Annotated in this window: 21 protein-coding genes and 2 pseudogenes; 14 read left to right on the forward strand and 9 right to left on the reverse strand. The window is 62.6% G+C overall.

What is annotated here, in order from left to right; all coding sequences use genetic code 11:
* Nucleotides 1-103 (forward strand): annotated as a pseudogene (locus K6M89_RS24860) (IS110 family transposase); the annotation flags it as partial.
* Between the two features lie 105 nt (nucleotides 104-208).
* Here the strand turns inward: K6M89_RS24860 and K6M89_RS24865 are convergent.
* Entirely contained in the window at nucleotides 209-1,225 is a 1,017-nt protein-coding gene (locus K6M89_RS24865; RefSeq protein ID WP_313141809.1) for an extensin-like domain-containing protein, read from the reverse strand.
* A gap of 8 nt (nucleotides 1,226-1,233) precedes the next feature.
* On the opposite strand from K6M89_RS24865, the gene K6M89_RS24870 reads away from it, so the two are divergent.
* The 7 genes from K6M89_RS24870 (at nucleotide 1,234) to queF (ending at nucleotide 8,758) form a co-directional block, all read left to right on the forward strand.
* Nucleotides 1,234-1,389, forward strand: coding sequence for a hypothetical protein (locus K6M89_RS24870; RefSeq protein WP_222141355.1), 156 nt, complete (start codon nucleotides 1,234-1,236; stop codon nucleotides 1,387-1,389).
* A 101-nt stretch (nucleotides 1,390-1,490) separates the two neighbouring features.
* Nucleotides 1,491-3,716, forward strand: a complete 2,226-nt coding sequence (locus K6M89_RS24875) for a TonB-dependent hemoglobin/transferrin/lactoferrin family receptor (RefSeq protein WP_313141812.1) — start codon at nucleotides 1,491-1,493, stop codon at nucleotides 3,714-3,716.
* 269 nt (nucleotides 3,717-3,985) lie between these two features.
* On the forward strand, nucleotides 3,986-6,175 hold the full coding sequence (locus K6M89_RS24880; RefSeq protein WP_222141357.1) for an anthranilate synthase: 2,190 nt from the start codon (nucleotides 3,986-3,988) through the stop codon (nucleotides 6,173-6,175).
* Between the two features lie 98 nt (nucleotides 6,176-6,273).
* Nucleotides 6,274-6,513, forward strand: a complete 240-nt coding sequence (locus tag K6M89_RS24885) for a hypothetical protein (RefSeq protein ID WP_097578972.1) — start codon at nucleotides 6,274-6,276, stop codon at nucleotides 6,511-6,513.
* A 14-nt stretch (nucleotides 6,514-6,527) separates the two neighbouring features.
* Nucleotides 6,528-7,196 (forward strand): DUF2161 domain-containing phosphodiesterase, encoded by a 669-nt coding sequence (locus tag K6M89_RS24890; protein ID WP_097578534.1) that lies wholly within the window; start codon nucleotides 6,528-6,530, stop codon nucleotides 7,194-7,196.
* A gap of 183 nt (nucleotides 7,197-7,379) precedes the next feature.
* On the forward strand, nucleotides 7,380-8,294 hold the full coding sequence (emfA, locus tag K6M89_RS24895) for a CDF family cation efflux transporter EmfA (RefSeq protein WP_222141358.1): 915 nt from the start codon (nucleotides 7,380-7,382) through the stop codon (nucleotides 8,292-8,294).
* On the forward strand, nucleotides 8,294-8,758 hold the full coding sequence (queF, locus tag K6M89_RS24900; RefSeq protein WP_064684379.1) for a preQ(1) synthase: 465 nt from the start codon (nucleotides 8,294-8,296) through the stop codon (nucleotides 8,756-8,758). The genes emfA and queF overlap by 1 nt, the downstream gene beginning before the upstream one ends.
* A 123-nt stretch (nucleotides 8,759-8,881) precedes the next feature.
* Here the strand turns inward: queF and K6M89_RS24905 are convergent, their stop codons facing one another.
* Nucleotides 8,882-9,664 (reverse strand): DUF2076 domain-containing protein, encoded by a 783-nt coding sequence (locus K6M89_RS24905; protein WP_222141359.1) that lies wholly within the window; start codon nucleotides 9,662-9,664, stop codon nucleotides 8,882-8,884.
* Nucleotides 9,665-9,893: 229 nt separating this feature from the next.
* On the opposite strand from K6M89_RS24905, the gene K6M89_RS24910 reads away from it, so the two are divergent.
* The 4 genes from K6M89_RS24910 to leuA all read left to right on the forward strand — a co-directional run bounded on the left by K6M89_RS24910 (nucleotide 9,894) and on the right by leuA (nucleotide 13,959).
* Complete coding sequence (locus K6M89_RS24910; protein ID WP_097578538.1) at nucleotides 9,894-10,478, forward strand: ATP-dependent Clp protease proteolytic subunit; 585 nt, start codon at nucleotides 9,894-9,896, stop codon at nucleotides 10,476-10,478.
* A 169-nt stretch (nucleotides 10,479-10,647) separates the two neighbouring features.
* A complete protein-coding gene (locus K6M89_RS24915) occupies nucleotides 10,648-11,847 on the forward strand; it encodes a benzoate/H(+) symporter BenE family transporter (protein WP_222141360.1) in 1,200 nt (399 codons plus the stop codon).
* Nucleotides 11,848-11,951: 104 nt separating this feature from the next.
* Nucleotides 11,952-12,077, forward strand: a complete 126-nt coding sequence (locus K6M89_RS31520; protein WP_010027714.1) for a hypothetical protein — start codon at nucleotides 11,952-11,954, stop codon at nucleotides 12,075-12,077.
* Between the two features lie 157 nt (nucleotides 12,078-12,234).
* A complete protein-coding gene (leuA, locus tag K6M89_RS24920; RefSeq protein WP_222141361.1) occupies nucleotides 12,235-13,959 on the forward strand; it encodes a 2-isopropylmalate synthase in 1,725 nt (574 codons plus the stop codon).
* 358 nt (nucleotides 13,960-14,317) lie between these two features.
* Here leuA and K6M89_RS24925 read toward each other — a convergent pair whose 3' ends face one another.
* The 4 genes from K6M89_RS24925 to K6M89_RS24940 all read right to left on the reverse strand — a co-directional run bounded on the left by K6M89_RS24925 (nucleotide 14,318) and on the right by K6M89_RS24940 (nucleotide 17,486).
* Nucleotides 14,318-15,160, reverse strand: coding sequence for an anti-sigma factor family protein (locus K6M89_RS24925; protein ID WP_097578544.1), 843 nt, complete (start codon nucleotides 15,158-15,160; stop codon nucleotides 14,318-14,320).
* Between the two features lies 1 nt (nucleotide 15,161).
* Complete coding sequence (locus tag K6M89_RS24930; protein ID WP_097578546.1) at nucleotides 15,162-15,671, reverse strand: RNA polymerase sigma factor; 510 nt, start codon at nucleotides 15,669-15,671, stop codon at nucleotides 15,162-15,164.
* Between the two features lie 186 nt (nucleotides 15,672-15,857).
* A complete protein-coding gene (locus tag K6M89_RS24935; protein ID WP_222141362.1) occupies nucleotides 15,858-16,418 on the reverse strand; it encodes a tetratricopeptide repeat protein in 561 nt (186 codons plus the stop codon).
* Nucleotides 16,419-16,577: 159 nt separating this feature from the next.
* Nucleotides 16,578-17,486: a metallophosphoesterase family protein gene (locus K6M89_RS24940; RefSeq protein WP_097665560.1), complete on the reverse strand. Its 909-nt coding sequence runs from the start codon at nucleotides 17,484-17,486 to the stop codon at nucleotides 16,578-16,580.
* A gap of 70 nt (nucleotides 17,487-17,556) precedes the next feature.
* Here K6M89_RS24940 and K6M89_RS24945 point away from each other — a divergent pair, with 70 nt between their 5' ends.
* On the forward strand, nucleotides 17,557-18,036 hold the full coding sequence (locus tag K6M89_RS24945) for an NUDIX domain-containing protein (protein ID WP_222141363.1): 480 nt from the start codon (nucleotides 17,557-17,559) through the stop codon (nucleotides 18,034-18,036).
* A 42-nt stretch (nucleotides 18,037-18,078) separates the two neighbouring features.
* Here K6M89_RS24945 and K6M89_RS24950 read toward each other — a convergent pair whose 3' ends face one another.
* The gene (locus K6M89_RS24950) at nucleotides 18,079-19,086 is read right to left on the reverse strand and encodes a glutathione S-transferase family protein (RefSeq protein WP_222141364.1); all 1,008 of its coding nucleotides are present in this window, start codon (nucleotides 19,084-19,086) and stop codon (nucleotides 18,079-18,081) included.
* 172 nt (nucleotides 19,087-19,258) lie between these two features.
* Here K6M89_RS24950 and K6M89_RS24955 point away from each other — a divergent pair.
* Nucleotides 19,259-19,912 (forward strand): annotated as a pseudogene (locus K6M89_RS24955) (GNAT family N-acetyltransferase).
* On the opposite strand, the gene K6M89_RS24960 reads toward K6M89_RS24955, so the two are convergent.
* Nucleotides 19,913-20,329: a GNAT family N-acetyltransferase gene (locus tag K6M89_RS24960; protein ID WP_222141365.1), complete on the reverse strand. Its 417-nt coding sequence runs from the start codon at nucleotides 20,327-20,329 to the stop codon at nucleotides 19,913-19,915. It abuts the pseudogene before it with no gap.
* A 4-nt stretch (nucleotides 20,330-20,333) separates the two neighbouring features.
* A complete protein-coding gene (locus K6M89_RS24965) occupies nucleotides 20,334-22,406 on the reverse strand; it encodes a hypothetical protein (RefSeq protein ID WP_097578557.1) in 2,073 nt (690 codons plus the stop codon).
* Between the last annotated feature and the right edge of the window lies 1 nt (nucleotide 22,407).

The raw sequence follows: 22,407 nt of genomic DNA on the forward strand, positions 1-22,407 counted from the left end.
GGCCGGCAAGCCCAAGATCGTCGCAACCGTCGCCACCATGCGCAAGCTGCTCACTATCCTCAATGCCATCATCAGGGACGGACGACCATGGCAAAACGCTTGACAAAAAAGACAGTCGCTCTCCCCGCCGCTGGGGAGAAGAGGATATGCCACCGTCTCGGTTCCACGCCAGCTCCCGCCTGATGACATGTTTCAAGCGCTTGAATCATCAATGGCAGTAGCGATAGCCGCCCTTCCTTTCCATCACATCGAGATGGAAATGGGTCTCGTGGGCGGCGTCGCTTTCGGGGTCCAGCACGGTGGTGAAATAGATGCAGCCGGCTGCGCTGACGGTGCGCTGGAAGGCGCCGGTCAGCGTCGGGTCCTCGCGGCGGGAGCGGACGGCGACGTCTTCGCCTTTCTCGAAATGGAAGCTGGCAATGTCGATGGCATTGCCGCGGGCATGCTCGGAGATCTTGCCGGTTTCAGCGCCGTTGCGCAGACGGCACATATAGGATGTTGCCTGGTTGACGGTCGTGAGGCGCCCCTGTTCCGGCAGGGCGGCGGAGGCGGCCGGGATGACGCTGTCTTTCAGCCAGCGGGCGAGGGCGAGTGCAGCCGGGCAGCGGATCGTCGCCTCCGGCTTGAGCGCAATGCCGGGCAGGGCTTCGGAGACGATGATCGGTTTGTCGATGCCACAGCCGTTGCCGTCGTCGATGCGCGGCGTGTCCTTGAAGACGACGCCCAAAGCTCGGAGTGCGGCCGTGCATTCTGCGTGTTCGGGGTCGCTTTCGGGTTCGATCGTCAGATGCTGCTCTTCGAGCGTCTGCTCGGCAGGCGGCTTGTTCTCTTCCGCCGGCGTCTGCGGGCTTTTTAGCCCGCCCGGCGGCAGCGGCGGGCCTTGCATCGGTTCTGCCGGTTCCGGCTTTGCCTGTTCTGGCTTTGCCGGTTCGGACTTTCCTGGTTCGGTTTGGGGCGACGCTGGCTGGTCCCGCGCCGGTGTCTCCGGCTCCTTCACATCGGGCTTCGGCTGCGGTGCCGGCACATCCGCCGGCGCGGGTGGTTCAGTCTTGTCGGGAAGCGGAGTAGGACTGGCTGCAGCCCCGGTGTCGGGTCGAGGTTGGGGTAAAGGACCATGCGAGGGCAGGCGGGCGCCAGCAAGAAAGGCGGTAGCGGCGAGAAGGATCGCCAGTATCGAAAGTTTTCTCAACGCATCCGATTCCCTGGTGTTGATAGCGGAGGGGATAACGCATTATGGCGGTTTTCGTTGCAATTGCGCAACGTCCTGGAAGATCATTAAAACTTGAAAATAATGTTCAACATAAATTGGTCGATTATGTTGACAATGTTTCTCATGTTTTTTATGCGGCAAAAAGAAGGCGGATTTCTGCTCCGTCTTATCCGAAATAGCCCAGCCAGCCCATCGAGCGTTCGACGCGCCACGACCAGCCAGCCCGGTAATCATCATGAGAGGGTAGGTTATGATCGTCCGGCATTGGCGCTCGCTTCTATTGGTCTGCACGGCAGTTGCAGCGGTTCTTCCTGTTTCGCAGTCTTTCGCGCAGAGCGCTCCGGCCACCACGCCGGAAGCGGCGGCGGATGACAGCACCGTGCTGCAGAAGATCGTCGTCAAGGGCAAGCGCGTGGCGCCCGGCAGCGTCGCCGATACGCCGCTGGCGACCGAGGTCACCCAGAAGCAACTGGAAGAAAAGCAGGTCACCAATTACGACGATATTGGCCGCAGCGTCGATGCGGGCGTCAACTATTCGCGTGCCGATGCGGGCTTCAACCTGCGCGGCCTTTCCGGTGCTCGCATCCTGACGACGATCGACGGCATTCCGATCCCTTATATTTCGAATAGCTCGCGCCAGGGTGCTTTTGCGCCTGCCAACGCCAATGGCGGCGGCGACACTTTCGATTTCGATTCGCTGTCTTCGCTCGATATCGTGCGCGGCGCGGATTCGAGCAAGGGCGGCTCCGGCGTGCTCGGCGGCGCCATTGTTCTCAACACGCTGGAGCCGGAGGATCTCATTCCTGAAGGCCGTGATTGGGGTGCGGTCGTGAAGTCGACCTATGACAGCGAAGACAGGAGTCTTTCCGGCTCGGCTGCCGGTGCCAAGAAGATCGGCGGCACCTCGATCCTGTTCCAGGGCGGCTACCGCAAAGGCCATGAGCGGGCGAACATGGGCAACAATGACGTTTACGGGGCTCTTCGCACCGAGGCGAACCCGGCTGATTTCGACCAAAACAACCTGCTCTTCAAACTGCGCCAGGAGCTGGAAGGCGGTCATCGCATCGGCCTGACGGCGGAACGCTTCCGCCGCGACCTAGAAACCGACCTGCGCCACCTTCAGGGAGGAACCAGCCCTCGCAACTTCATGATCGACAATTATGACGGTCGCGAACAGCGTGACCGCGATCGCGTATCGCTCGACTACGACTATGAAGCGCAGTCTTCCGACGCGTTCTTCAGCAGTGCGCGCGCTACGCTTTATTGGCAGGATTTGAAGAAGGAAGCGGGCAGCGGGGGCCGTACGGCCGCCAATGTTGCCTATGGCCGCAACAACGAGGTCGAAAACGAAACCTGGGGCTTCAGCGGCACCGCGACGAAGGATTTCGAATATTCCGGTCTCAGCCACTCCGTTCGCGTCGGCCTTGACGTCGGCATCTCCAGCTGGAGCCAATATAGCTGGGCTCTGTGCCCCACGTCGACGACTTGCCCGTCGCTGAACAATCAGGCGGAAGTGCCTGACGTCGACAGCCGGAACCTGGGGCTAGTTGTCGAAGACAAGATCGAGATCGGCAATACCGGCTTCACGCTGACGCCCGGCTTCCGCTTCGACTGGTTCAACTACGATCCCTCGACCGGCGACGGTTTTTCCAACAATACCGGCCTTACGCGTTTCGGCGATCTTCGCGACCGGACGGAGGCCGCCATATCGCCGAAGATCCTTGCGACCTACGATCTGACGCCGGATGTAGCGCTCTATATGCAGCTGGCGGTCGGCTTCCGCGCGCCCACCGTCGACGAACTTTACAGCCGCTTCTACAACCCCACGGGCCGCTACGCCCAGCTCGGCAATCCTGATCTGGAACCGGAAATCGGCCGCGGCATCGAAGTCGGCGCCAATTTCGACACGGGCGATGTTACCGGAAGGGTCGCGCTTTTCCACACCCGCTATCAGAATTTCATCGAGACGGTGACGAGCGTCGATGCGACAGGCTTTACTGAGTTCAACTACACGAACGTGGCAGCGGCGACGATCTCGGGGATTGAAGCCAGCGCCGTCAAGACTTTCAACAACGGAATCAATCTGCATGCTTCGCTTGCCTATGCCTATGGCAGGAACGAAGAGACCACGCAGCGGCTGCGCTCGGTGGCGCCGTTCAAGGCGATCATCGGCGGCGGCTGGAGCAATGAGACCTTCGGCTTCGACCTTTCCTCGACGCTTTCGGCCGGTATGCTGACCGACCACCTCAATACCGTCGGCACGACCCCCGATACGACCTTCGATGCGCCTGGTTATGCCATCGTCGATTTGACCGGCTGGTGGACGCCGGAACAGCTGCCGGGCCTGCGCGTTCAAGCTGGTGTCTACAATATCTTCGACCAGGAGCACTACAACGCGCTCGCCGTGCGCGACGTCAATATCAACTCGGCGACGGCGTCGCAGCCGCGGGAGTGGTATTCCGAGCCGGGCCGCACCTTCAAGGTCTCGCTCACCAAGACCTTCTGATTGTCGATACGCCTTCAAGGCTGGGGGAGGGGCGGCTTTCGGGCCGCCCTTTTCATTCGTGCGATCGCCTCTTGCGCGGCGGCTGATCTCAGGCTAACAATTTTCCCCATGATCAAGTCTTTGAACATCGCTGTTTGGTGGTGGGCTCGCTGAGGCGGCCTCGACCAATCGTGTCCAAAGACGACGACGAGTGAGCCGCCCGAAACTTCGAGGCGGCTTTTTTGTTTTATCGCCGCCTGTTGTCCGGGCCCCGATAACGGAGTGGAACTATGGTAACGATCCTGCGGGATGATGGTGCGGAAATCTACGAGACCAAGGGCGGGATATCGGTCACGCGGAAGCGGCGGGCGATCCCCTACAGCGACGCGGTCTCTTCCTATGTCGACAAGCTCGATGAGCGCCGCGGCGCGGTGTTCTCGTCGAACTACGAATATCCGGGCCGCTATACGCGCTGGGATACCGCCGTCGTCGATCCGCCGCTCGGCATCTCTTCCTTCGGGCGCGACGTCTGGATCGAAGCCTATAATGAACGCGGCGAGGTGCTTCTCGGCTTCGTCACCGAGCGGCTGCAGACGGTGCCCGACCTCGTGCTCGGTACTTCCTCGGCCCGCCGCCTTGACCTTTCCGTCAAGACGCCGGACCGGGTGTTCACCGAGGAGGAGCGCTCGAAGATGCCGACGGTCTTTACCGTGCTGCGCGCCGTCACCGACCTCTTCTATTCGCAGGCGGATGCGAGCCTCGGGCTCTACGGTGCCTTCGGCTACGACATCGCCTTCCAGTTCGACGCGATCGATCTGAAGCTGAAGCGGCCTTCCGACCAGCGCGACATGGTGCTCTACCTGCCGGACGAGATCCTCGTCGTCGACAATTACGCCGCCAAAGCCTGGATCGACCGCTACGATTTCGAGAAAGGCGGCGTGACGACCGAGGGCAAGGCCGAGCAGATCGCGCCGGAGCCTTTCCAGCATACGGATGCCATTCCGCCGAAGAGCGACCATCGGCCGGGCGAATATGCCGAACTCGTCACCAAGGCGAAGGAAAGCTTCCGCAAGGGTGATCTGTTCGAGGTCGTGCCCGGGCAGAAGTTCATGGAGCGCTGCGAAAGCAAGCCTTCCGATATTTCCAAGCGGCTGAAGGCGATCAATCCGTCGCCCTATTCCTTCTTTATCAATCTCGGCCATCAGGAATATCTGGTCGGCGCCTCGCCCGAAATGTTCGTGCGCGTTTCGGGACGGCGCATCGAGACCTGCCCGATTTCGGGTACGATCAAGCGTGGCGACGATCCGATCGCCGACAGCGAGCAGATTCTGAAGCTTTTGAATTCCAAGAAGGACGAGTCCGAGCTGACCATGTGCTCGGACGTCGACCGCAACGACAAGAGCCGTGTGTGCGAGCCGGGTTCCGTCAAGGTGATCGGCCGCCGGCAGATCGAGATGTATTCGCGCCTCATTCACACCGTCGATCATATCGAAGGCCGGCTGCGCGACGACATGGACGCCTTCGACGGTTTCCTCAGCCACGCCTGGGCGGTCACCGTCACCGGCGCGCCGAAGCTCTGGGCGATGCGCTTCATCGAGAGCCATGAAAAGAGCCCGCGTGCATGGTATGGTGGGGCAATCGGCATGGTGGGCTTCAATGGCGACATGAACACCGGCCTGACGCTCCGCACCGTGCGCATCAAGGACGGCATTGCCGAGGTGCGCGCCGGCGCAACGCTGCTCAACGACTCCATTCCGGAGGAAGAAGAAGCCGAAACCGAATTGAAGGCCTCTGCCATGCTTTCCGCCATCCGAGACGCCAAGACCGGCAATTCCGGCAAGATCCAGCGCGACGTCGCAAGCGTCGGCAAGGGCGTCAGCATCCTGCTCATCGACCACGAGGACAGTTTCGTCCACACGCTCGCCAATTATTTCCGCCAGACGGGGGCGACGGTTTCGACCGTGCGCACGCCGGTGCCGGAGGAGATTTTCGACCGGTTGAATCCGGATCTGGTCGTGCTGTCGCCCGGGCCTGGAACGCCGAAGGATTTCGACTGCAAGGCGACGATCAAGAAGGCGCGGGCCCGCAACCTGCCGATCTTCGGGGTGTGCCTTGGTCTGCAGGCGCTTGCCGAAGCCTATGGCGGAGAACTGCGCCATCTGGTGCTGCCGATGCACGGCAAGCCCTCACGCATCCGTGTGCTGGAGCCGGGCATCGTCTTCTCCGGCCTCGCCAGGGAGGTGACGGTCGGCCGCTACCACTCGATCTTCGCCGATCCTTCGACGTTGCCGGCTGAATTCATCATCACGGCAGAGAGCGATGACGGCACCATCATGGGCATCGAACATGCCAAGGAGCCGATCGCCGCAGTGCAGTTCCATCCGGAATCGATCATGACGCTCGGCGGCGATGCCGGCATGCGGATGATCGAGAACGTCGTGGCGCATCTTGCGCGCAAGGTGAAGACCAAGGCTGCCTGACGGCTATTCTCTCCGCCCTTCCCGCCAGCGGGAAGGGCGGGTTGACTTTATCGGACAAATCAGAACATTTCCGGAACGATCAACCGGGATATGTCGCCGTGGCTCAAGCCGAGAAGTTCATCGTCCTTCCTTACCGCAAGAACCGTGGCAATCTCGTGCCCGGCGAAATGCGGCAGGCATCGAATGCCGTCAGCGCGGAAAAGATCGCTTCGGCGATGGCCGAGCGTTTCGTCGGCGTTGCGGCCTATGCCGTGATCGTCGACGAGGAAACCGGCGACATGACCTCGCCGCGGCTGCTCGCGCGATATGGCGAGATTGCCGATCTCAACGCTGCCTGAGGCGCGATTTTCCGATGGAGACGTCGCTCTACCTGCCGGTGAAAGCGTTCCTGGAAGCGGCCGGTTATGTGGTCAAGGGTGAGGTCGGCGGATGCGATCTCGTCGGGCTGAGCGATGGTGAGCCGCCGGTCGTGGTCATCTGCGAACTCAAGCTCTCCTTCAATCTCGAACTGCTGCTGCAGGCGGTCGACCGGGCGGCGATGAGCGACGAAGTCTGGATCGCGGCGCGCGTTTCGGCCAAGGGACGCGGCCGAGAGGCCGACAAACGCTACCGCGACCTCTGCCGGCGGCTCGGGATCGGCATGCTCGGCGTCTCCGATGGCGGCGAGGTCAGCGTCATCGTCAGTTCCGTCTCGCCGATGCCGCGCACCAATCCGAAGCGGCGCACGCGTCTCGTCAAGGAGCACCAGCGCCGTCGCGGCGATCCCGCTGTCGGCGGCGGCTCACGTGCGCCGATCATGACCGCCTATCGCCAACAGGCGCTGCTCTGCGCGGCGGCGCTCGACCAGGGCGTGGCGCGGCCGCGGGATATGAAGGCGCATACACCCAATGCCGGCCGGATCCTGCTCGACAATGTCTACGGATGGTTCGAGCGCAAGGAGAAGGGCGTCTACGCGCTGACGACGGCCGGGCAGGCCGCTCTCCTGCGCTGGCCGCAGCCTGTCGCCGATCCCGCTCCCTAGAGCTGAAGCCGGATTCGCGTATCCGACGGCAACAGCTGTGAGGGACGCGTCATTCTCTTTGACAAATCCTGCATCATCGCCCATATCACCCTCAACTGGACCGCCTGCGCGACATTCGCGTGGGCGGTTTTGCATTTCAATGGCTTGGATCCTGCAATTCATTCGCAACCGCAGGAGGACGATATGAGCGACGACGGCGATCTTACGGTTCGGAAGCTGGCGATGTGGGGGATCCCGTTGTCGCTCGGCGTCATGGGGCTGAAGATGGCGGCCTGGTGGGTCACCGGATCGGTCGCGCTGCTGTCGGACGGGCTTGAATCGACGGTGAATGTCTTTGCCGCCTTCATGGCCTTCTTCGTCATCCGCTACGCGCAGAAGCCAGCCGATCACGACCATCCCTTCGGCCATCACAAGGCGGAATATCTGTCCGCCGTCACCGAGGGCGTGCTGATCGTGGTCGCGGCGCTGTTGATCGTCAACGAAGCGATCGGCTATCTCTCCGAACCGCGCATGCTCGATGCGCCGGTACTCGGCCTTGCGATCAATTTCGCGGCCGGCATCGTCAACACGGTCTGGGCGCGGCTGCTGATCCGGGCGGGCCGCAAACATCGCTCGGCGGCCCTGGCGGCGGACGGCCAGCATATCATGTCCGATGTGGTCACCTCGATCGGCGTGCTTGTCGGCCTGCTGCTGGCGCTGGCGACCGGCTATGCGATCTTCGATCCGGTGCTTGCCATTCTCGTTGCCGTCAACATCCTCTATCAGGGCTGGAAGGTGATCTCGCAATCGATCAGCGGCCTGATGGACCAGGCAGTCGATCCGCTGGAGGAGGAGGCGATCAAGCAGGCGATCGCCACCCATGCGGCGGGCTCGATCGGCGTGCATGATCTGAAGACTAGGCGGGCGGGTACCGTCACCTTCATCGATTTTCACATGGTGGTGCCGGGCACTATGTCCGTGCGGCAGGCGCATGATATATGCGACCGCCTTGAGGATGCCATCAGGACAGTGCATGAGGGCGCCAAAATAGCCATTCATGTGGAGCCGGAGGGCGAAAAGGCCCATGGCATCCGCGTCAAAGTCGTCAAGGAGGCATGATGCCGAATACCGATGTTTCCAGCCTGTCGATGCTGGGCCAGCAGACCGAAACCGCCCATTCGCCGGAGGAGGCGGTGCTTGAAAAAGTGCCGTCCAATCATGCCGGCACCGACTACGTCGTGCGCTTCACCGCGCCGGAATTCACCTCGCTCTGCCCGATGACCGGTCAGCCGGATTTCGCCCATATCGTCATCGATTACATTCCGGGTGAATGGCTGGTGGAATCGAAGTCGCTGAAGCTCTTCCTGCATTCCTTCCGCAACCACGGCGCCTTCCACGAGGACTGCTCGATCTATATCGCAAAGCGCATCGTCGAACTGCTCGATCCCAAATGGCTGAGAATCGGTGCCTACTGGTATCCGCGCGGTGGCATTCCGATCGACGTCTTCTGGCAGACGGGCAAGCCGCCGGAAGGCGTGTGGCTGCCGGAGCAAGGCGTCGCCACCTATCGTGGACGTGGGTGAGCTGCGGTCGGGCGCAGCCCGAGCAATCGATCCAGTGAATCGATTTCAGCAGCGAACGCCCTGAGCTTAAGCGAAGGGCCGGGATACGGTGCGGCAACCACTGCCGGTCTCCAAGGCCAAGCCTCACACATCCGTCACGTCGTCGCCCGATGAGTCATTGCTGTAATCGTCGCCATCGTCGTAATCCGCCTGCTGCACATCCCCGTCGTCATTATCATTACCGGCATTGTCGGACGCTTGGCGGGTGTCGTCATTGCCGAAAAAATTGTTGATGACGGTTTCCTCGGTGGGCGCGCTGGCATTGCCGAAAGGATTGGCGCCGAAGGGCGAGCCCCAGCCGAGCGAGGACATGTGGTTGCTGAAGATGCCGCTCAGCGAATTGGCAAGCAGCATGCCGCCGGCAACACCCGCTGCCGTGCCGAGCGCGCCGCGCAGGAAGCTGCCGCCTGCCGATGGCGCATAGGCCTGCTGGCTCCAGGGGCCGGTCGGCTGCTGCGGCATCTGGCGAGTGCTGCTGTCGTAGCCGCGGGGTTCGTCATAGGCGCGGGAGGGCTGGCCCCAGGGACCGGGATTGGCCGGACTGGACGGAACCGGAGCGGGCTGCTGCGTCTGGGTGTTGCCGAAGATCGAGCTCAGGAAGCCGCCGCCCTGTTCGGCCTGGCGGTGTTCGCTCGCGCCGGCTTCCAGCTGGCGGACGTGTTCCTCGAGTTCCTTGATATGGTTGGCGGCCGCCTCCAACCCCTTTTCCTGAACGATCACGGCCTGAGCCAGATAATAGGTGGCGGAGGGCTGTTGCCGCGTCGCCTGGTCGATCAGGGCCTCGGCCTCGCTGTCGCGCGGCGTGGCCGCAGCGGTGCGCACGCGGTCGAACAGGGCGGTCAGCAATTGGCGTTCTTCGGGTGACATGTCTTGTCTCCTGTTATTTCGTACGGCTTTGCCGCGTGAGGGGTGAGGTAGGAAGCGATTCAGGCTTTTCAAAGCCTTTCACCGTTACATTTCAGTAAGGCTTGCGGAACGGCGCGCGGCTTCTTAAGGATATCTCCACCGCTTCGGTGCCTTGTGTTTTTCCCACATTGTTTTAGGCATTGAGTCGCACTATGTGCGAGGAACCCGAATTCATCTCCGAGAGGTTCGAATGAACGACGAAGAACAGGACGACAAGACGAAGGAACTGCCGCTCGGCAAGGAAACGGAGGCGAATCTTTTCAAGTCGCGTTCGATCTTCATCTATGGACCGATCAATCAGGAACTGGCGCAGAAAGTCTGCTCGCAGCTCGTGGCGCTTGCCGCAGCCAGCGACGAGGACATCCGCATCTATGTCAATTCGCCCGGCGGCCACGTCGAATCCGGCGATTCCATCCATGATATGGTCAAGTTCATCAAGCCGAAGGTCTGGATGATCGGCACGGGATGGGTCGCCTCGGCCGGCGCCCTGATCTATGTCGCGGCTCCGAAGGAACGGCGCATCTGCCTGCCGAACACGCGATTCCTGCTGCACCAACCCTCGGGCGGCACGCGCGGCATGGCGTCCGACATCGAGATCCAGGCACGCGAGATCATCAAGATGAACGAGCGCCTGAACAAGATCATGGCGGAGGCCACCGGCCAGCCGCTCGACAAGATCGCCAAGGATACCGATCGCGACTATTGGCTTTCTGCCGAAGAGGCGAAGGACTATGGCCTCGTTTCGCGGATCGTGACGTCACAGGCCGATATCTGAGTTTTCTCAGCCAAAGCCGTCAAAACGCCCTTGCCTGCAGCAGCAGTCGAGGGCGTTTTTATTTCGCCGGCATGAGATGCGGGTGCTGGACGGAAAGGGCTTAGTCCGGGCTTGCGTATACGACGGCCATCATGCTCCATGCGCCATTCCCGCAGCTCGCGAGTCCGGCATGCTCAAAGATTTTTCCGTCCAGGCCCTGTTCATGGGGCTGCTGACCGCCTTCGTCGGCTCCGCCAGCTCCTTTGCCGTCGTCCTCCACGGGCTGCGGGCGGTCGGCGCGACGGAGGCGCAGGCGGCCTCCGGGCTGATGGCGTTGTCGATCTCCATGGGCGTCTGCGCGATCGTGCTCAGCGCCGTGACGCGACTGCCGATCAGCATCGCCTGGTCAACGCCCGGCGCCGCATTGCTGGCAAGCACCGGGGCGATCGAGGGCGGCTTCGATGCGGTGGTCGGGGCGTTTCTCATCTGTGCCGCGCTGATCGTCATCGCCGGGCTGTTCAAGCCGCTTGGCCGCGCGGTCGCCGCCATTTCGGCGCCGCTCGCCAATGCGATGCTCTCCGGCGTGCTGATCGGCCTCTGCTTTGCACCGGTGAAGGCAATCGGCTTCAATCCGTTGTTCGGCCTGCCGATCGTTCTCGCCTGGATCGTCGTTGGCGCCTTCAAGCGCCTCTGGGCGGTGCCGGCGGCATTGGCAGCCTTCGTGCTGGTGCTGACCTTCGGCGTCGACATTCCCGATGGTGCGCTCAGTTCGCTCGAACACTCGCTGGTGCCGGCGGCGGAAATCATCCGGCCGGTGTTCAACCTTGCCGGTTTCGTATCGATCGCGCTGCCGCTCTTCATCGTCACGATGGCTTCGCAGAACATTCCCGGTATCGCGGTGCTGAAGGTCAACCACTACGACCCGAAGCCCGGCCCGCTCTTTGCCGTCACCGGCTTCTTTTCGCTGCTGTCGGCGCCGTTCGGCGGTCACGCCGTCAATCTGGCGGCGATCACCGCGGCCATGTGCGCCGGGCCGGATGCCCATGCCGATCCGAAGCGGCGCTATTGGGCATCGCTAGTCGCCGGCGTCGGTTACATCGTTCTCGGGCTGCTTGCCGGCGCGGTGACGGCCTTCGTCGCCCTGGCGCCTCCCGTTCTGATCGAGGCGGTGGCGGGGCTGGCGCTGGTCGGTGCCTTCTCGTCCTCGGCAATGTCGGCCTTCCAGGCGCCGGAATCGCGCGAGGCGGCAGCGATCACCTTTCTCGTCACGGCATCCGGCGTGTCCTTCGGCGGCATTTCCGGCGCCTTCTGGGGCCTGGTCGCGGGCGGGCTGATGCTTGCGCTGTCGCAGCTGGTGAAGGCCTGGAGAGACCGAACCCAGCCAGGATAAGGCAAGGTGTCGCATTGCTGGACAAACCAACCCCGGTTCGGGAGCGACCAAAAGCCGGGGGCGAGGTCTTGCCAGCTCTGCTGCTCAAGGTTATAAGCACGGCCATGAAGACCTCAGGCGCCAAGATTTCCGACACCATTGCAAGCGGCCGCATCGCTTTGCGTGACGTGTCGCGCGCCCTGACCTCGCTTCTTCTCCTCGGCCTTACGCGCGGTTGCCGGGTCCTTTGAGGAGCGCCCGGCGGCCGAAAGCCCGCCCGGCCATCGCTCCTCGCGACTCACTTTCAAAATTGACGTAACGACCGACGAAGGTCCGCATTTTGTTTATCGCCAAGCCCGATGCGATCGGCTAAGAGGCGGACAAATGCCGGGACGAGGAGACAAGACAATGGACAACACCACCAGCCGATCCTCCGCAGGCGCCAAGGGCATGCCCGATGCCGCGGTGAAGTACCGGCCCTATCCGCAGGTAAGCATTCCTGACCGCACCTGGCCGACGAAAACAATCACCAAGGCGCCTGTCTGGTGCTCGGTCGACTTGCGCGACGGCAATCAGGCGCTCGTCGATCCGATGGGCCATGACCGCAAGGCGCGCATGTTCCATCTGCTGCTGGAGATGGGCTTCAAGGAAATCGAGATCGGTTTCCCCTCCGCTTCGCAGACCGATTTCGACTTCGCCCGCTGGTGCGTCGAGGAGGGCAATGTTCCCGCCGACGTCTCGCTGCAGGTGCTGGTGCAGTGCCGGCCCGAGCTCATCACCCGCACCTTCGAAGCGCTGGAAGGGGCAAACCGGCCAATCGTTCATTTCTACAACTCGACCAGCGAGCTGCAGCGCCGCGTCGTCTTCGCCAAGGACGTCCACGGCATCAAGCAGATTGCCGTCGACGCCGCCAAGATGATCACCGACATGGCAGCCAAGGCCGGCGGCGGCTACCGTTTCGAATATTCTCCGGAGAGCTTTACCGGCACTGAGCTGGAAGTGGCGCTGGAGATCTGCAACGCCGTCATCGAGGTGGTGAAGCCGACGCCCGACAACAAGCTCATCATCAACCTGCCGTCAACCGTCGAGATGGCGACGCCGAACGTCTATGCCGACCAGATCGAATGGATGTGCCGCAACCTCGACAACCGCGAGAACCTGATCGTCTCGCTGCATCCGCACAACGACCGCGGCACCGGCATTGCCGCTGCCGAGCTGGCCTTGCTGGCGGGCGCCGACCGCGTCGAAGGCACGTTGTTCGGCAATGGTGAGCGCACCGGCAATGTCGACGTGGTGACGATGGCGCTGAACATGTTCACGCAGGGTGTCGATCCCGGCATTGACTGCTCGAACATCGAGCGCATCAAGGAGGTGTTCGAATATTCGAACCAGATGGCGATCTCCGAGCGTCACCCCTATGTCGGCGAACTGGTCTATACGGCCTTCTCCGGTTCGCACCAGGATGCGATCAACAAGGGCATGAAGGCTGCACAGGTCGCCAACCATCCGATCTGGGAAGTGCCTTACCTGCCGATCGATCCGCGCGATGTCGGCCGCTCCTACGAGGCGATCATCCGCATCAACTCGCAGTCAGGCAAGGGCGGCATCGCCTATATCCTGCAGCAGGATTATGGGCTCAACCTGCCGCGCAACCTGCAGGTCGAGTTCCGCGAGGACATTCAGCGCATCACCGACGTCGAGGGCAAGGAGCTTCCCTCGAAGCGCATCTACGACCGCTTCATCGAGCGATACGTGACCCAGCCCGAAGCGCGTCTCAAGTTCGTCGATCACCACACCTATCCCGATACGGAGCGCAAGGGGCAGCGGATCGTGGCGGCCGAGATATCAGACAATGGCGAGATCAGGCGCATCGAAGGGCGCGGCAACGGCCCGATCGACGGCTTCATCAACGCGCTGTCGCATTATCTCGGCATCGAGATGTCGGTGGAGGACTATTCCGAGCATTCGCTGCAGCACGGCTCGAACGCGGCGGCGATATCCTATGTCGAGACCTCCTATCCCGGCGGCAAGCTCTTCGGCGCCGGCATCAATACCAACATCGTCGCGGCCTCGCTCGAGGCGATCGTCTCGGCCGCCAACCGCGTGCTCGATGTGAAGGCCGGCAAGGCCTGATGCCGAAACGGGCCAGTCCGCGATCGTCTTGGTACGACGCGGCCTGACGATGCAGTCGGCGATCTTGTTACCGGCCTCGCAAGATTGCCCGTCGCTTGCGCTTCGGGCATCCACTCCTATCGTCGCTTACCCCCGCATCCGCCCTACGGGCACCAGCCTGGGCGAGCCGCGGGTCTCGCCCGTCCTTCGGACCCCCGCTGGGGAAGAGGGAATCGAGACGTTGCCGCATTTCTCTTCTCCCCTCGGGGAGAAGGTGCCGGCAGGCGGATGAGGGGGCGGCTGATGCTGATGGTCGATTTTGCCATTACCACCTCAGCTCCGCTGGCGGTAATCATTCGACCGATGTGCTAGTCGGCGGTCAGATCGCCGTGGCGATCTCCATGGCGAGCTGGCCGAGTGTCGCTTCGGAGGAGGGGCCGGCAAGCACGTAGGAGGTGCCGGCATTGTGCCAGGTGACGAGGCCGACCTCGTCCCTGATCGTCTCCTTGAAGTCGTCGGTCTCCGGCGGCTGCGCGTCCTTGCGGAAGCAGATGGAGATGATGTCGCCGTCGGTGTTGGAATAGACGAGCTGCCCGACAGGGCGGTTGTCGCCGAGAATGACGCGGGCGCCCTGGAACGTCCAGGCCTTGGCGCTGAGATCCGGCACGCGGAAGGGCACGCCGATCGCGGTCGTCAGCCAGCTGGAGATTTCCTCGGCCTGTGAGGCCGGCACTTCGACGAGGTGACGGGGCTGACGGATCAGCAGGCGCTGATAGGCGGTGACATCGCCCAGCCAGTCGCTGGTATTGGCCGGCGCCGTCGACGAGCTCGTGGTGGCGACCTCGTCGACCTCCGGTCCGATGCCGACGAAATAGCCGAGGCCGCAGCCGAGCACGAAGAGGATGAGGGCGGCAGCCAGCGCCTGCGGGCCGGTCGGCGCCAGCTTCACCTGCGGGCGCGTGGCGCGCTGGGCGATCGGCGTCTTCGGCGGCTGCGTGCTCTTGATCGAGCGGACGAGGGCCAGCGGCACCGGCTCCTTCAGGACGTCGTCGAGGCGGCGGCGTCCGAAATCGGCGCCGTGGCGCAATTTTTCGTGCAGCCGGCGCGCATTCTCATCACTTGCCAGGCGCTGCTCCAATTCGTGACGCTGTTCGGGCGAGACTTCGCCATCGAGGAGGGCGGTGAGCTGGGCTTCGAGCGACAATTTCCTGAGATCGAGCAATTCAGTACCTGTGGATCGGGTGGGTGTCGGCAAGCTCGGCGAAATGCAGCCTTGCGGTGGCGAGCTGCGAGGCGACGCTCGCCGCCGGAATGCCCATGATGTCGGCCGCCTGCTGGTAGCTGTGGCCTTCGACGTCGACGAGCAGGAAGATCGAGGAAACGCCGTCCGGCATATCGGCGATCATGCGATGGATGGCGTCGGGATCGACCGCGGCCGAGCGTTCGCGCGCGGCCTCACGAATATCGGTGACGTTGCCGCGGGCGGAGGCTTTCGGCTTGCGCTTGCGGCTGTCGTCGGCCCATTGCTGGCGGGCAAGCGTATACATCCAGCTTTCCAGCCGGCCTTCGCCGCTCCACTGATGACCCCTGGAGATCGCCCGCTGACAGACGGCCTGGACCAGCTCGTCGGCCGCAGTCGTCTCGCCCGCGAGCGTGATCGCGAAGCGGCGAAGGCGAGGCAGAAGGCCGACGAGATCACGGCGGAGGTCGATGGTCGTTGCGGGCTGACGCATTTTCTATCCAGAAGCACTCACAGTGGTTTCGCGGACGAAGCTTCCGCCATCGGACGCAAATCCGGCTTTATTGCCGCCGGTAATGCATGCGCTTTATGGAACAACTCTCCTCCACTTCGCAAGCATCCGGCCGTTTCCAGTCCCCTTTCCCAGGGAATTTTCGTAATCTAGCCCGCAAAGCTTGCGTCAATATGTTCTGTGGCCGTTCAAGCTTTGCAGCAGAGCGCGGTAGGCCCAGGTGCCTTCGCCGCCGCGATCACGGATTTCGACGAGCTGGACGCGGGCGCCCTGGATATCTCCCTGCTCGACCAGCGCCATGCCCATGTAGGAGCGGGCAAGAATATAGTTCTCATCGGCATGCAGCGCCTTGCGGTAATAGGACATGCCGAGTTCCATGCGGCCGGCTTTCCGGTTGGCGTAGCCGAGATAGTTCAGGATGCGCGGGTCGTTTTGATTGCGGGCGAGATTGAGCACGGTGATGGCGTTCTCATATTGGCCGGCATAGGCAAATTCGCGAGCGAAATTGTAGAGGTCATCGTCGTTGAAGCTGCTCTTCTTCGGGGTGACGCATTCCTTCCTGGTCTTGTCCCAGACCTTGCCGCCGGTGCAGGTCTTGGTCGTCTCGGTCTTCGGCGGCGGGTTGGTGTCATCGTTGCCGCCGCCGGCCGCGAAAGCGGCCGTGGCGATGCCGAAGGCAAAGCCTGCGGCAAGCGAGATTCTGCCAAGGCGATGGAAGGAGAAAATCATGGGCGGGCTCCATTCTGAGGCGATGCAGTTGCGCGGATTGTACGCTTACCGCCGAAAATACCAAGAGGGTAAGAAATCTCTATGGCAAATGTTGCGACGATCACTCGATGTCTTCGCAAATCGATTCAAGTGCTGGATGAAAGGAGTCCGGATACGTCGCTAAGGCGCGAAAATATCAACACTTTCCTGAATCACCGCATCGCCGGCCCGGTTCAGGCTGAAGCGCTCGCCACTCAGTTCCCAGGCACCGGGAGAGCCGTCGATGGAGAAGAGGTTGTAGGCTGCGGCCGGCTTGATGCTGCCCGGTCCCTGCGAGGCCGATGCAATGCCGACGACAGGCACCGGTTGCACCTGGCCACGCAGCCAGTGCAGGGTGTTCAGGTGTGTGTGGCCATGCAATACGAGTTCGGCACCGCCGGTGGAAATTACGGCGGCGAAGCGGCGGATGCCGATCATCCGCTTGTAGAAGGTCGTGGCGCCGCGGATCGGCGGATGATGGATCATGACGACACGAAAGAGACCGGCTTCGCCGGCCGCGCGCAGCATGTTCACCGTGTCGCGGGCCTGACGGGCGCCGAAGAAGCCGGAGGCCGCGAAGGGAGGGGTGGCGACCGCCGTCGAGCAGCCGACGATCGCGACCTTGTCGCGGACGCGCAGATAGGGAAAGATGTGGCGGTCTTCCTGCCATTGCGGCGGGGCGAGATCGCCACGGACGTAGTCGTACCAGGCGCGCATCGATTTCTCATAGGCGCCCGGCACATAGGCGTCGTGATTGCCGGGAACGACCGATGTATCGGCGGGATCGCCGAGCGCGCGCAGCCAGGCGGCGGCGGCGCGGATCTCGATGCCGCTCGCCAGATTGACAAGATCGCCGGTGACGGCCAGATGATCGGCCTGATGGGCGCGGATGTCATCAAGCAGCAGATCGAGCGTGCTGCCGAAAAGGTGCTTGCGCCGATTTCGATGCCAGTTCACAAAGCCCGTTATGCGTTTTGAAAACAGCTCTTGGATGGAAAGACGGGGCAACGGCCCGAGATGGACGTCGGAGATATGCGCGAGCTTGAACATGCTACGAGACATAGACCAGCTTATTGACAAATCAAACACATCCGGCGCGATGAAAAGCTGAAACGGAGCGATGGTGGATAAAGAAAACCGGCCCCTTCATATCAGGGCGGCCCTGCGCCTTTTGCATGTCTATTTCTCTTTCGCCCGGAGCATGACAATGGGAGTCAGAGCCGCCTGCTTTGATGCGCAGGGGCGGATTTTTCTCGTGCGTCACAGCTATGTCGGCGGCTGGCATATGCCCGGCGGCGGCCTGGAACGCAACGAGACGGTCGAGGAAGCGCTGGCCAAGGAGTTGCGCGAGGAGGGCAACCTCAGGATCATCGGCAAGCCGCAGCTGATCCAGGTCTATTTCAACACGTCGACCACACGGCGCGACCATGTCGTGTTCTATCGGGTAACCGTCGAGCAGACGGCACCACGTCCGCCAGACTGGGAGATTTCCGACAGCGGCTTCTTTTCGATCGACAGCCTGCCCGCGGGCACGACCGAGGCGACGCATCGCCGTCTTGCCGAACTTCGCGGCGAGCAACAGCCCGACCATCGCTGGTGAGGGCTGCACAGTTTTTTAGGCCGCGGCAAGCTATTTCAAGGCCTACAGCGTCCTCGCGTCTGAAAAGACACGCGGCGCTGTCGCACGTCCATGCGGGCTGACGAGATCGAGCGCCGGGCCGACGGGAACGATGCCGGTCGGATTGATCGTCTTGTGGCTGCGGTAATAGTGCTGCTTGATGTGCGTGAGGTTCACCGTCTCGGCAATGCCTGGCGTCTGGTAGAGATCTCTTAGGTAACCGGAAAGGTTGCGGTAATCGGCGACGCGGCGGATGTTGCACTTGAAATGGCCGACATAGACGGGGTCGAAACGCACCAGCGTGGTGAACAGGCGCCAATCCGCTTCGGTCAACCGATCTCCGAAAAGGTAGCGGCCCTTGCCCAGGCGTTCGTCGAGCATGTCGAGCGTTTCGAACAGCTTGCCGACATTCTCCGCATAGGCCTCCTGGGTGGTGGCAAAGCCTGCCTTGTAGACGCCGTTGTTGACGGTGTCGTAGACGATGGCGTTCAGGGCATCGATGTCGGCTCTGAGATGCTCCGGGTAGAAATCTGCCTTCGACCCGGTTAGCCCGTCAAAGGCGCTGTTGAACATGCGGATGATCTCGGCGGATTCGTTGTTGACGATTGCGCCGGTTTTCTTGTCCCAGAGGACGGGCACGGTCACGCGGCCGGAATAGTGTGGATCCGCTTTGACGTAGATCTGCCAGAGTGTCGCCGCGCCGAAGAGGTGATCCCCGGTGGCCCCGTCACCGATCTTGAACTCCCAGCCGTTCTCGACCATCAGCGGATCGACGACCGAAACCGAAATCAATTCCTCCAGCTTCTTCAGCTTGCGGAAGATCAGCGTGCGGTGCGCCCAGGGACAGGCAAGCGAGACGTAGAGATGGTAACGGCCGGGCTCGGCCTTAAAGCCGCCGCTGCCGGTGGGGCCGGCCGCGCCGTCTGCCGTCACCCAATTGCGGAACTGCGAAGGCAGCCGCTTGAATTCGCCCTTGCTCTCCTTCGTGTCGTACCAGACATCATTCCAGACGCCGTCCACCAGCATTCCCATGATCTTCATTCCCTGATTGCGTGTCGAGCCGAAGTTAGCTGAGATAGCGGGGCTTTGCAGGTGGTAAAGGTTGAACACTGCGTCACGCCGTTCAGGCGCTGCATCAATCAGAGTGCTGCAGCGTCCTCTGCGCGTTTGAAAAGAGGCGGGGCGCTGTGGTGTGCATTTTGCGTTGGACGGCGGAAATTTTTCCTGCTATCGGCCTTTTCACGATTTTAGGATCCCTGCTTGATGTTCATTTCCAGAAACCCGCGACGACGCTGATGCTCCGAACGCCGAAGGCGTGTTCGAGACCCATCAATCTGTCCATCCGGTTTCTGTCATCATGTACAAGCACGATCTCGTCTACCTCACCGAAGACGCGTCACACGACGCCGCCATCGAACACATCAACGAAGAAGCCTTCGGTCCCGGCCGCTTCACGCGGGCGGCCGCACGCATTCGCGAGCAGGGGCCGCATGATCTTTCGCTTTCCTTCATCTGCGCCGACGACGGCGAGACGATCGCCTCGGTACGCATGACGCCGGTGATGGCCGGCACGGTGAAGGGCCATCTGCTCGGCCCTCTCGCGGTTCGCCCCTCGCACAAAAATATAGGCATCGGCCGCGAGCTGGTGCGGATCGCGGTGGAGGCGGCGCGGCGTAAAGGCTCGGAAGCCGTCATCCTGGTCGGCGATCCGCCCTATTACGGCCCGCTCGGTTTCGAGAAGGTCGCCTATAACGCGCTTACCTTTCCGGGACCGGTCGATCCCGGCCGCGTGCTCGTCGTTCCGATCGCCGAGAATGTGCACGAACGGCTGAAGGGCACGATCGCCTGGCGCGCGTGATCAGAGCTTCTTCCGGAGAAAGCTGCGCATGCGGCCTTGCGGAAAATCCTCGAGCTCACCGAAGACCTCATAACCCCGGCGGAGATAGGCGCGCAGGGCCCGCGGGCTGAAGGTGTCGATCCAGGCGCCGTGGCAGCCGCGGGCTTTCGCCTCCTTCTCTGCCTGTGCAAGGATCCTGCCTGCAATGCCGGCGCCGCGCAGCGTCTCGGGAAGATAGAGCATCTGGACGAAGAGCCAGCCCCAGGCGGTAAAGCCGGACAGGCCGCCGGTCACCTTGCCGTCGGCATCGCGGATGAGGATGGCCAGCGGCCGGCGATCCGACGGACCGACATCGCCGGTGTTGAAGGCCGAAAGCGCATCGGTGATCGCCGCCAGTTCCTCCGGTGAGGGCGACGCCGTGAGCTCGAATTCCGCCACGCGATTATCGCCCCTCCCGCCACCACATTGCGCCGAAGGCGAGCAGCAATATGCCGACGCCAGCAAAACCGGCAAAGAGCGGCAGCGTGTTGATGCCCTTCAAGACCGTCTCGCTGGTCATGCGGATCATCATGCGGTCATTGTCGGAGACACGGACCTGGCCGCGCACCGGCAGGATCGGCGGCACGGTGATCGCGCCCTTTTCACTGGCGACGCGGGTCACGAGACCTTTGCTCCTGTCGACGACAGGTTTCAGTACATTTGTCGTCGAGATCATCGCTTTGAATTCCGGCGCATCGACAGCGCCGATATGGACAAGGGTCGACAGTTTGCCGTTGCGGACTTCGAAGAGGCCGATCTCGTCCATCCGCTTCTCCGCCTTGTAGAGGCCGGGTTCGGATTGGGTGAGCGGCAAGGTTTCGGTCTTGCCGGAGGGGTAGCGCACGGTGGCGTTGCCCGGATTGTCGCCGATCGTCTGGCGGGTGATTTCAAGGGTCCGGCCGGAGGCGCGCGCCGTCAGCGCTTCTTCCTCGAGCGCCGGCTCCTTCATCAGCCAATGGGCGATGCGGCGATAGAGCGAAACGTTCGGACCGCCGCCTTCGAAGCCGCGGGCCCAGAGCCAGCCCTGATCGGAGAGCAGCATGGCGACGCGGCCCTGGCCGGCGCGGTTCAGCACCAGCAGCGGGTGGTTGTCGGCGCCGAGCATGATCGTCTCGCCCTGCGGCCGCTCGACGTCGACGCTGCGGAACCAGCGCCCCCAGTGCGGCGGGTCCTCGCCCGAGCCGTCGAGGCCGCGCGTGACGGGATGCTTGCGGCCCTCCTCGGAGAGGCGGGGGTAGAAGGCCTTCTCGATCATCCGGCCGGTCGGCTCTGCCGGCAGCACGGAGGCGAGCGGCGTCATCGCAATCGATTCCGGGCTTGCATGTTCCGGACCGGCGGCGATCAGCAGCGCTCCGCCGTTCTCCACATATTGGGCGATGTTGTCGTAGTAGAGCATCGGCAGCACATTCGCCCGGTCCTGATAGCGGTCGAAGATGATCAGGTCGAAATCCTTGATCTTGTCGATGAACAGCTCGCGTGTCGGGAAAGCGATCAGCGACAGCTCGTTGATCGGCGTGCCATCCTGCTTTTCCGGTGGGCGCAGAATGGTGAAGTGGACGAGATCGACCGAGGCGTCGGATTTCAAGAGGTTCCGCCAGGCACGCTCGCCGGCATGCGGCTCGCCGGAGACAAGCAGCACGCGCAGATTCTGGCGGATGCCGTCGATGACGTGGACGGCGCGGTTATTGGCCGTCGTGACTTCGCCGGGAAGTGCCGCGACCGAGAATTCGAGCACGTTGCTGCCGCCCCCCGGCACCTTGAAGGAGAAAGGCGTATCCCGGCCGGGTGTCGCCTGCAGGGTGGCGATTTCATCACCGTTGAGCTTCACCGTGACGTCGGCGGTGCCGCCGGGGCTCGGGCCGTCGTCGAAGACGCGCAGGACGACCTGTTGCTCCTCGTTGACGATGCCGAAGCGCGGCCCCTTGACGACTTCGATGCGGCGATCGAATTCGTTGGCCTTGCCAGTGATGAGGCCATGGATCGGCGCATCGAAACCGAGCGCCTGATTGGCGGCCGGAACATCATGGACTTCGCCGTCGGTCAGCATGATGGCGCCGCCGATGCGCGACGGCGGGACATCGGCGATGTTGGCCGCCATCGCGTCGAACAGACGGGTCGACGGCACGTCAGAATTGACGTCGCCTTCGACATCGATGAAGCGCGGCTCTATCTGGGGAAAGCGGGCGAGCTGGCCCTTCAGGGCTGCCAGCGCATCGTCGGTCATCTTGACCCGGTCGGGCGTCTGCTGGCTCTGGCTGCGGTCGACGAGAACGGGGACGATCGTCGACAGCTGATCCCGGTCCTCCTGCAGCAGCACGGGATTGGCGAGCGCGGTCAGCAGGGCGAGTGCCGCCAGCGTCCTGATCCAGGCGCCGCGGATGCCACGCCAGATCGCGAAGGCGGCGATGACCGCGCCGACGGCGGCCAGCGCGGCCAGAACCGGCCAAGGCAGAAAAGGTGAAAAGTCGAAGGTCATC

It is taken from the genome of Rhizobium croatiense (assembly GCF_019793465.1).
In the GTDB taxonomy this organism is placed as follows: Bacteria; Pseudomonadota; Alphaproteobacteria; order Rhizobiales; family Rhizobiaceae; genus Rhizobium; species Rhizobium croatiense.

Excerpts from the sequence above, each read along its gene's own strand:
- K6M89_RS24870 (WP_222141355.1), top strand. The coding sequence starts at position 1,234 with ATGGCGGTTTTCGTTGCAATTGCGCAACGTCCTGGAAGATCATTAAAA.
- K6M89_RS24880 (WP_222141357.1), top strand. The coding sequence starts at position 3,986 with ATGGTAACGATCCTGCGGGATGATGGTGCGGAAATCTACGAGACCAAG.
- K6M89_RS24890 (WP_097578534.1), top strand. The coding sequence starts at position 6,528 with ATGGAGACGTCGCTCTACCTGCCGGTGAAAGCGTTCCTGGAAGCGGCC.
- emfA (WP_222141358.1), top strand. The coding sequence starts at position 7,380 with ATGAGCGACGACGGCGATCTTACGGTTCGGAAGCTGGCGATGTGGGGG.
- queF (WP_064684379.1), top strand. The coding sequence starts at position 8,294 with ATGCCGAATACCGATGTTTCCAGCCTGTCGATGCTGGGCCAGCAGACC.
- K6M89_RS24905 (WP_222141359.1), bottom strand. The coding sequence starts at position 9,664 with ATGTCACCCGAAGAACGCCAATTGCTGACCGCCCTGTTCGACCGCGTG.
- K6M89_RS24910 (WP_097578538.1), top strand. The coding sequence starts at position 9,894 with ATGAACGACGAAGAACAGGACGACAAGACGAAGGAACTGCCGCTCGGC.
- K6M89_RS24915 (WP_222141360.1), top strand. The coding sequence starts at position 10,648 with ATGCTCAAAGATTTTTCCGTCCAGGCCCTGTTCATGGGGCTGCTGACC.
- K6M89_RS31520 (WP_010027714.1), top strand. The coding sequence starts at position 11,952 with ATGAAGACCTCAGGCGCCAAGATTTCCGACACCATTGCAAGCGGCCGC.
- leuA (WP_222141361.1), top strand. The coding sequence starts at position 12,235 with ATGGACAACACCACCAGCCGATCCTCCGCAGGCGCCAAGGGCATGCCC.
- K6M89_RS24930 (WP_097578546.1), bottom strand. The coding sequence starts at position 15,671 with ATGCGTCAGCCCGCAACGACCATCGACCTCCGCCGTGATCTCGTCGGC.
- K6M89_RS24935 (WP_222141362.1), bottom strand. The coding sequence starts at position 16,418 with ATGATTTTCTCCTTCCATCGCCTTGGCAGAATCTCGCTTGCCGCAGGC.
- K6M89_RS24940 (WP_097665560.1), bottom strand. The coding sequence starts at position 17,486 with ATGTTCAAGCTCGCGCATATCTCCGACGTCCATCTCGGGCCGTTGCCC.
- K6M89_RS24945 (WP_222141363.1), top strand. The coding sequence starts at position 17,557 with ATGGTGGATAAAGAAAACCGGCCCCTTCATATCAGGGCGGCCCTGCGC.
- K6M89_RS24950 (WP_222141364.1), bottom strand. The coding sequence starts at position 19,086 with ATGGGAATGCTGGTGGACGGCGTCTGGAATGATGTCTGGTACGACACG.
- K6M89_RS24965 (WP_097578557.1), bottom strand. The coding sequence starts at position 22,406 with ATGACCTTCGACTTTTCACCTTTTCTGCCTTGGCCGGTTCTGGCCGCG.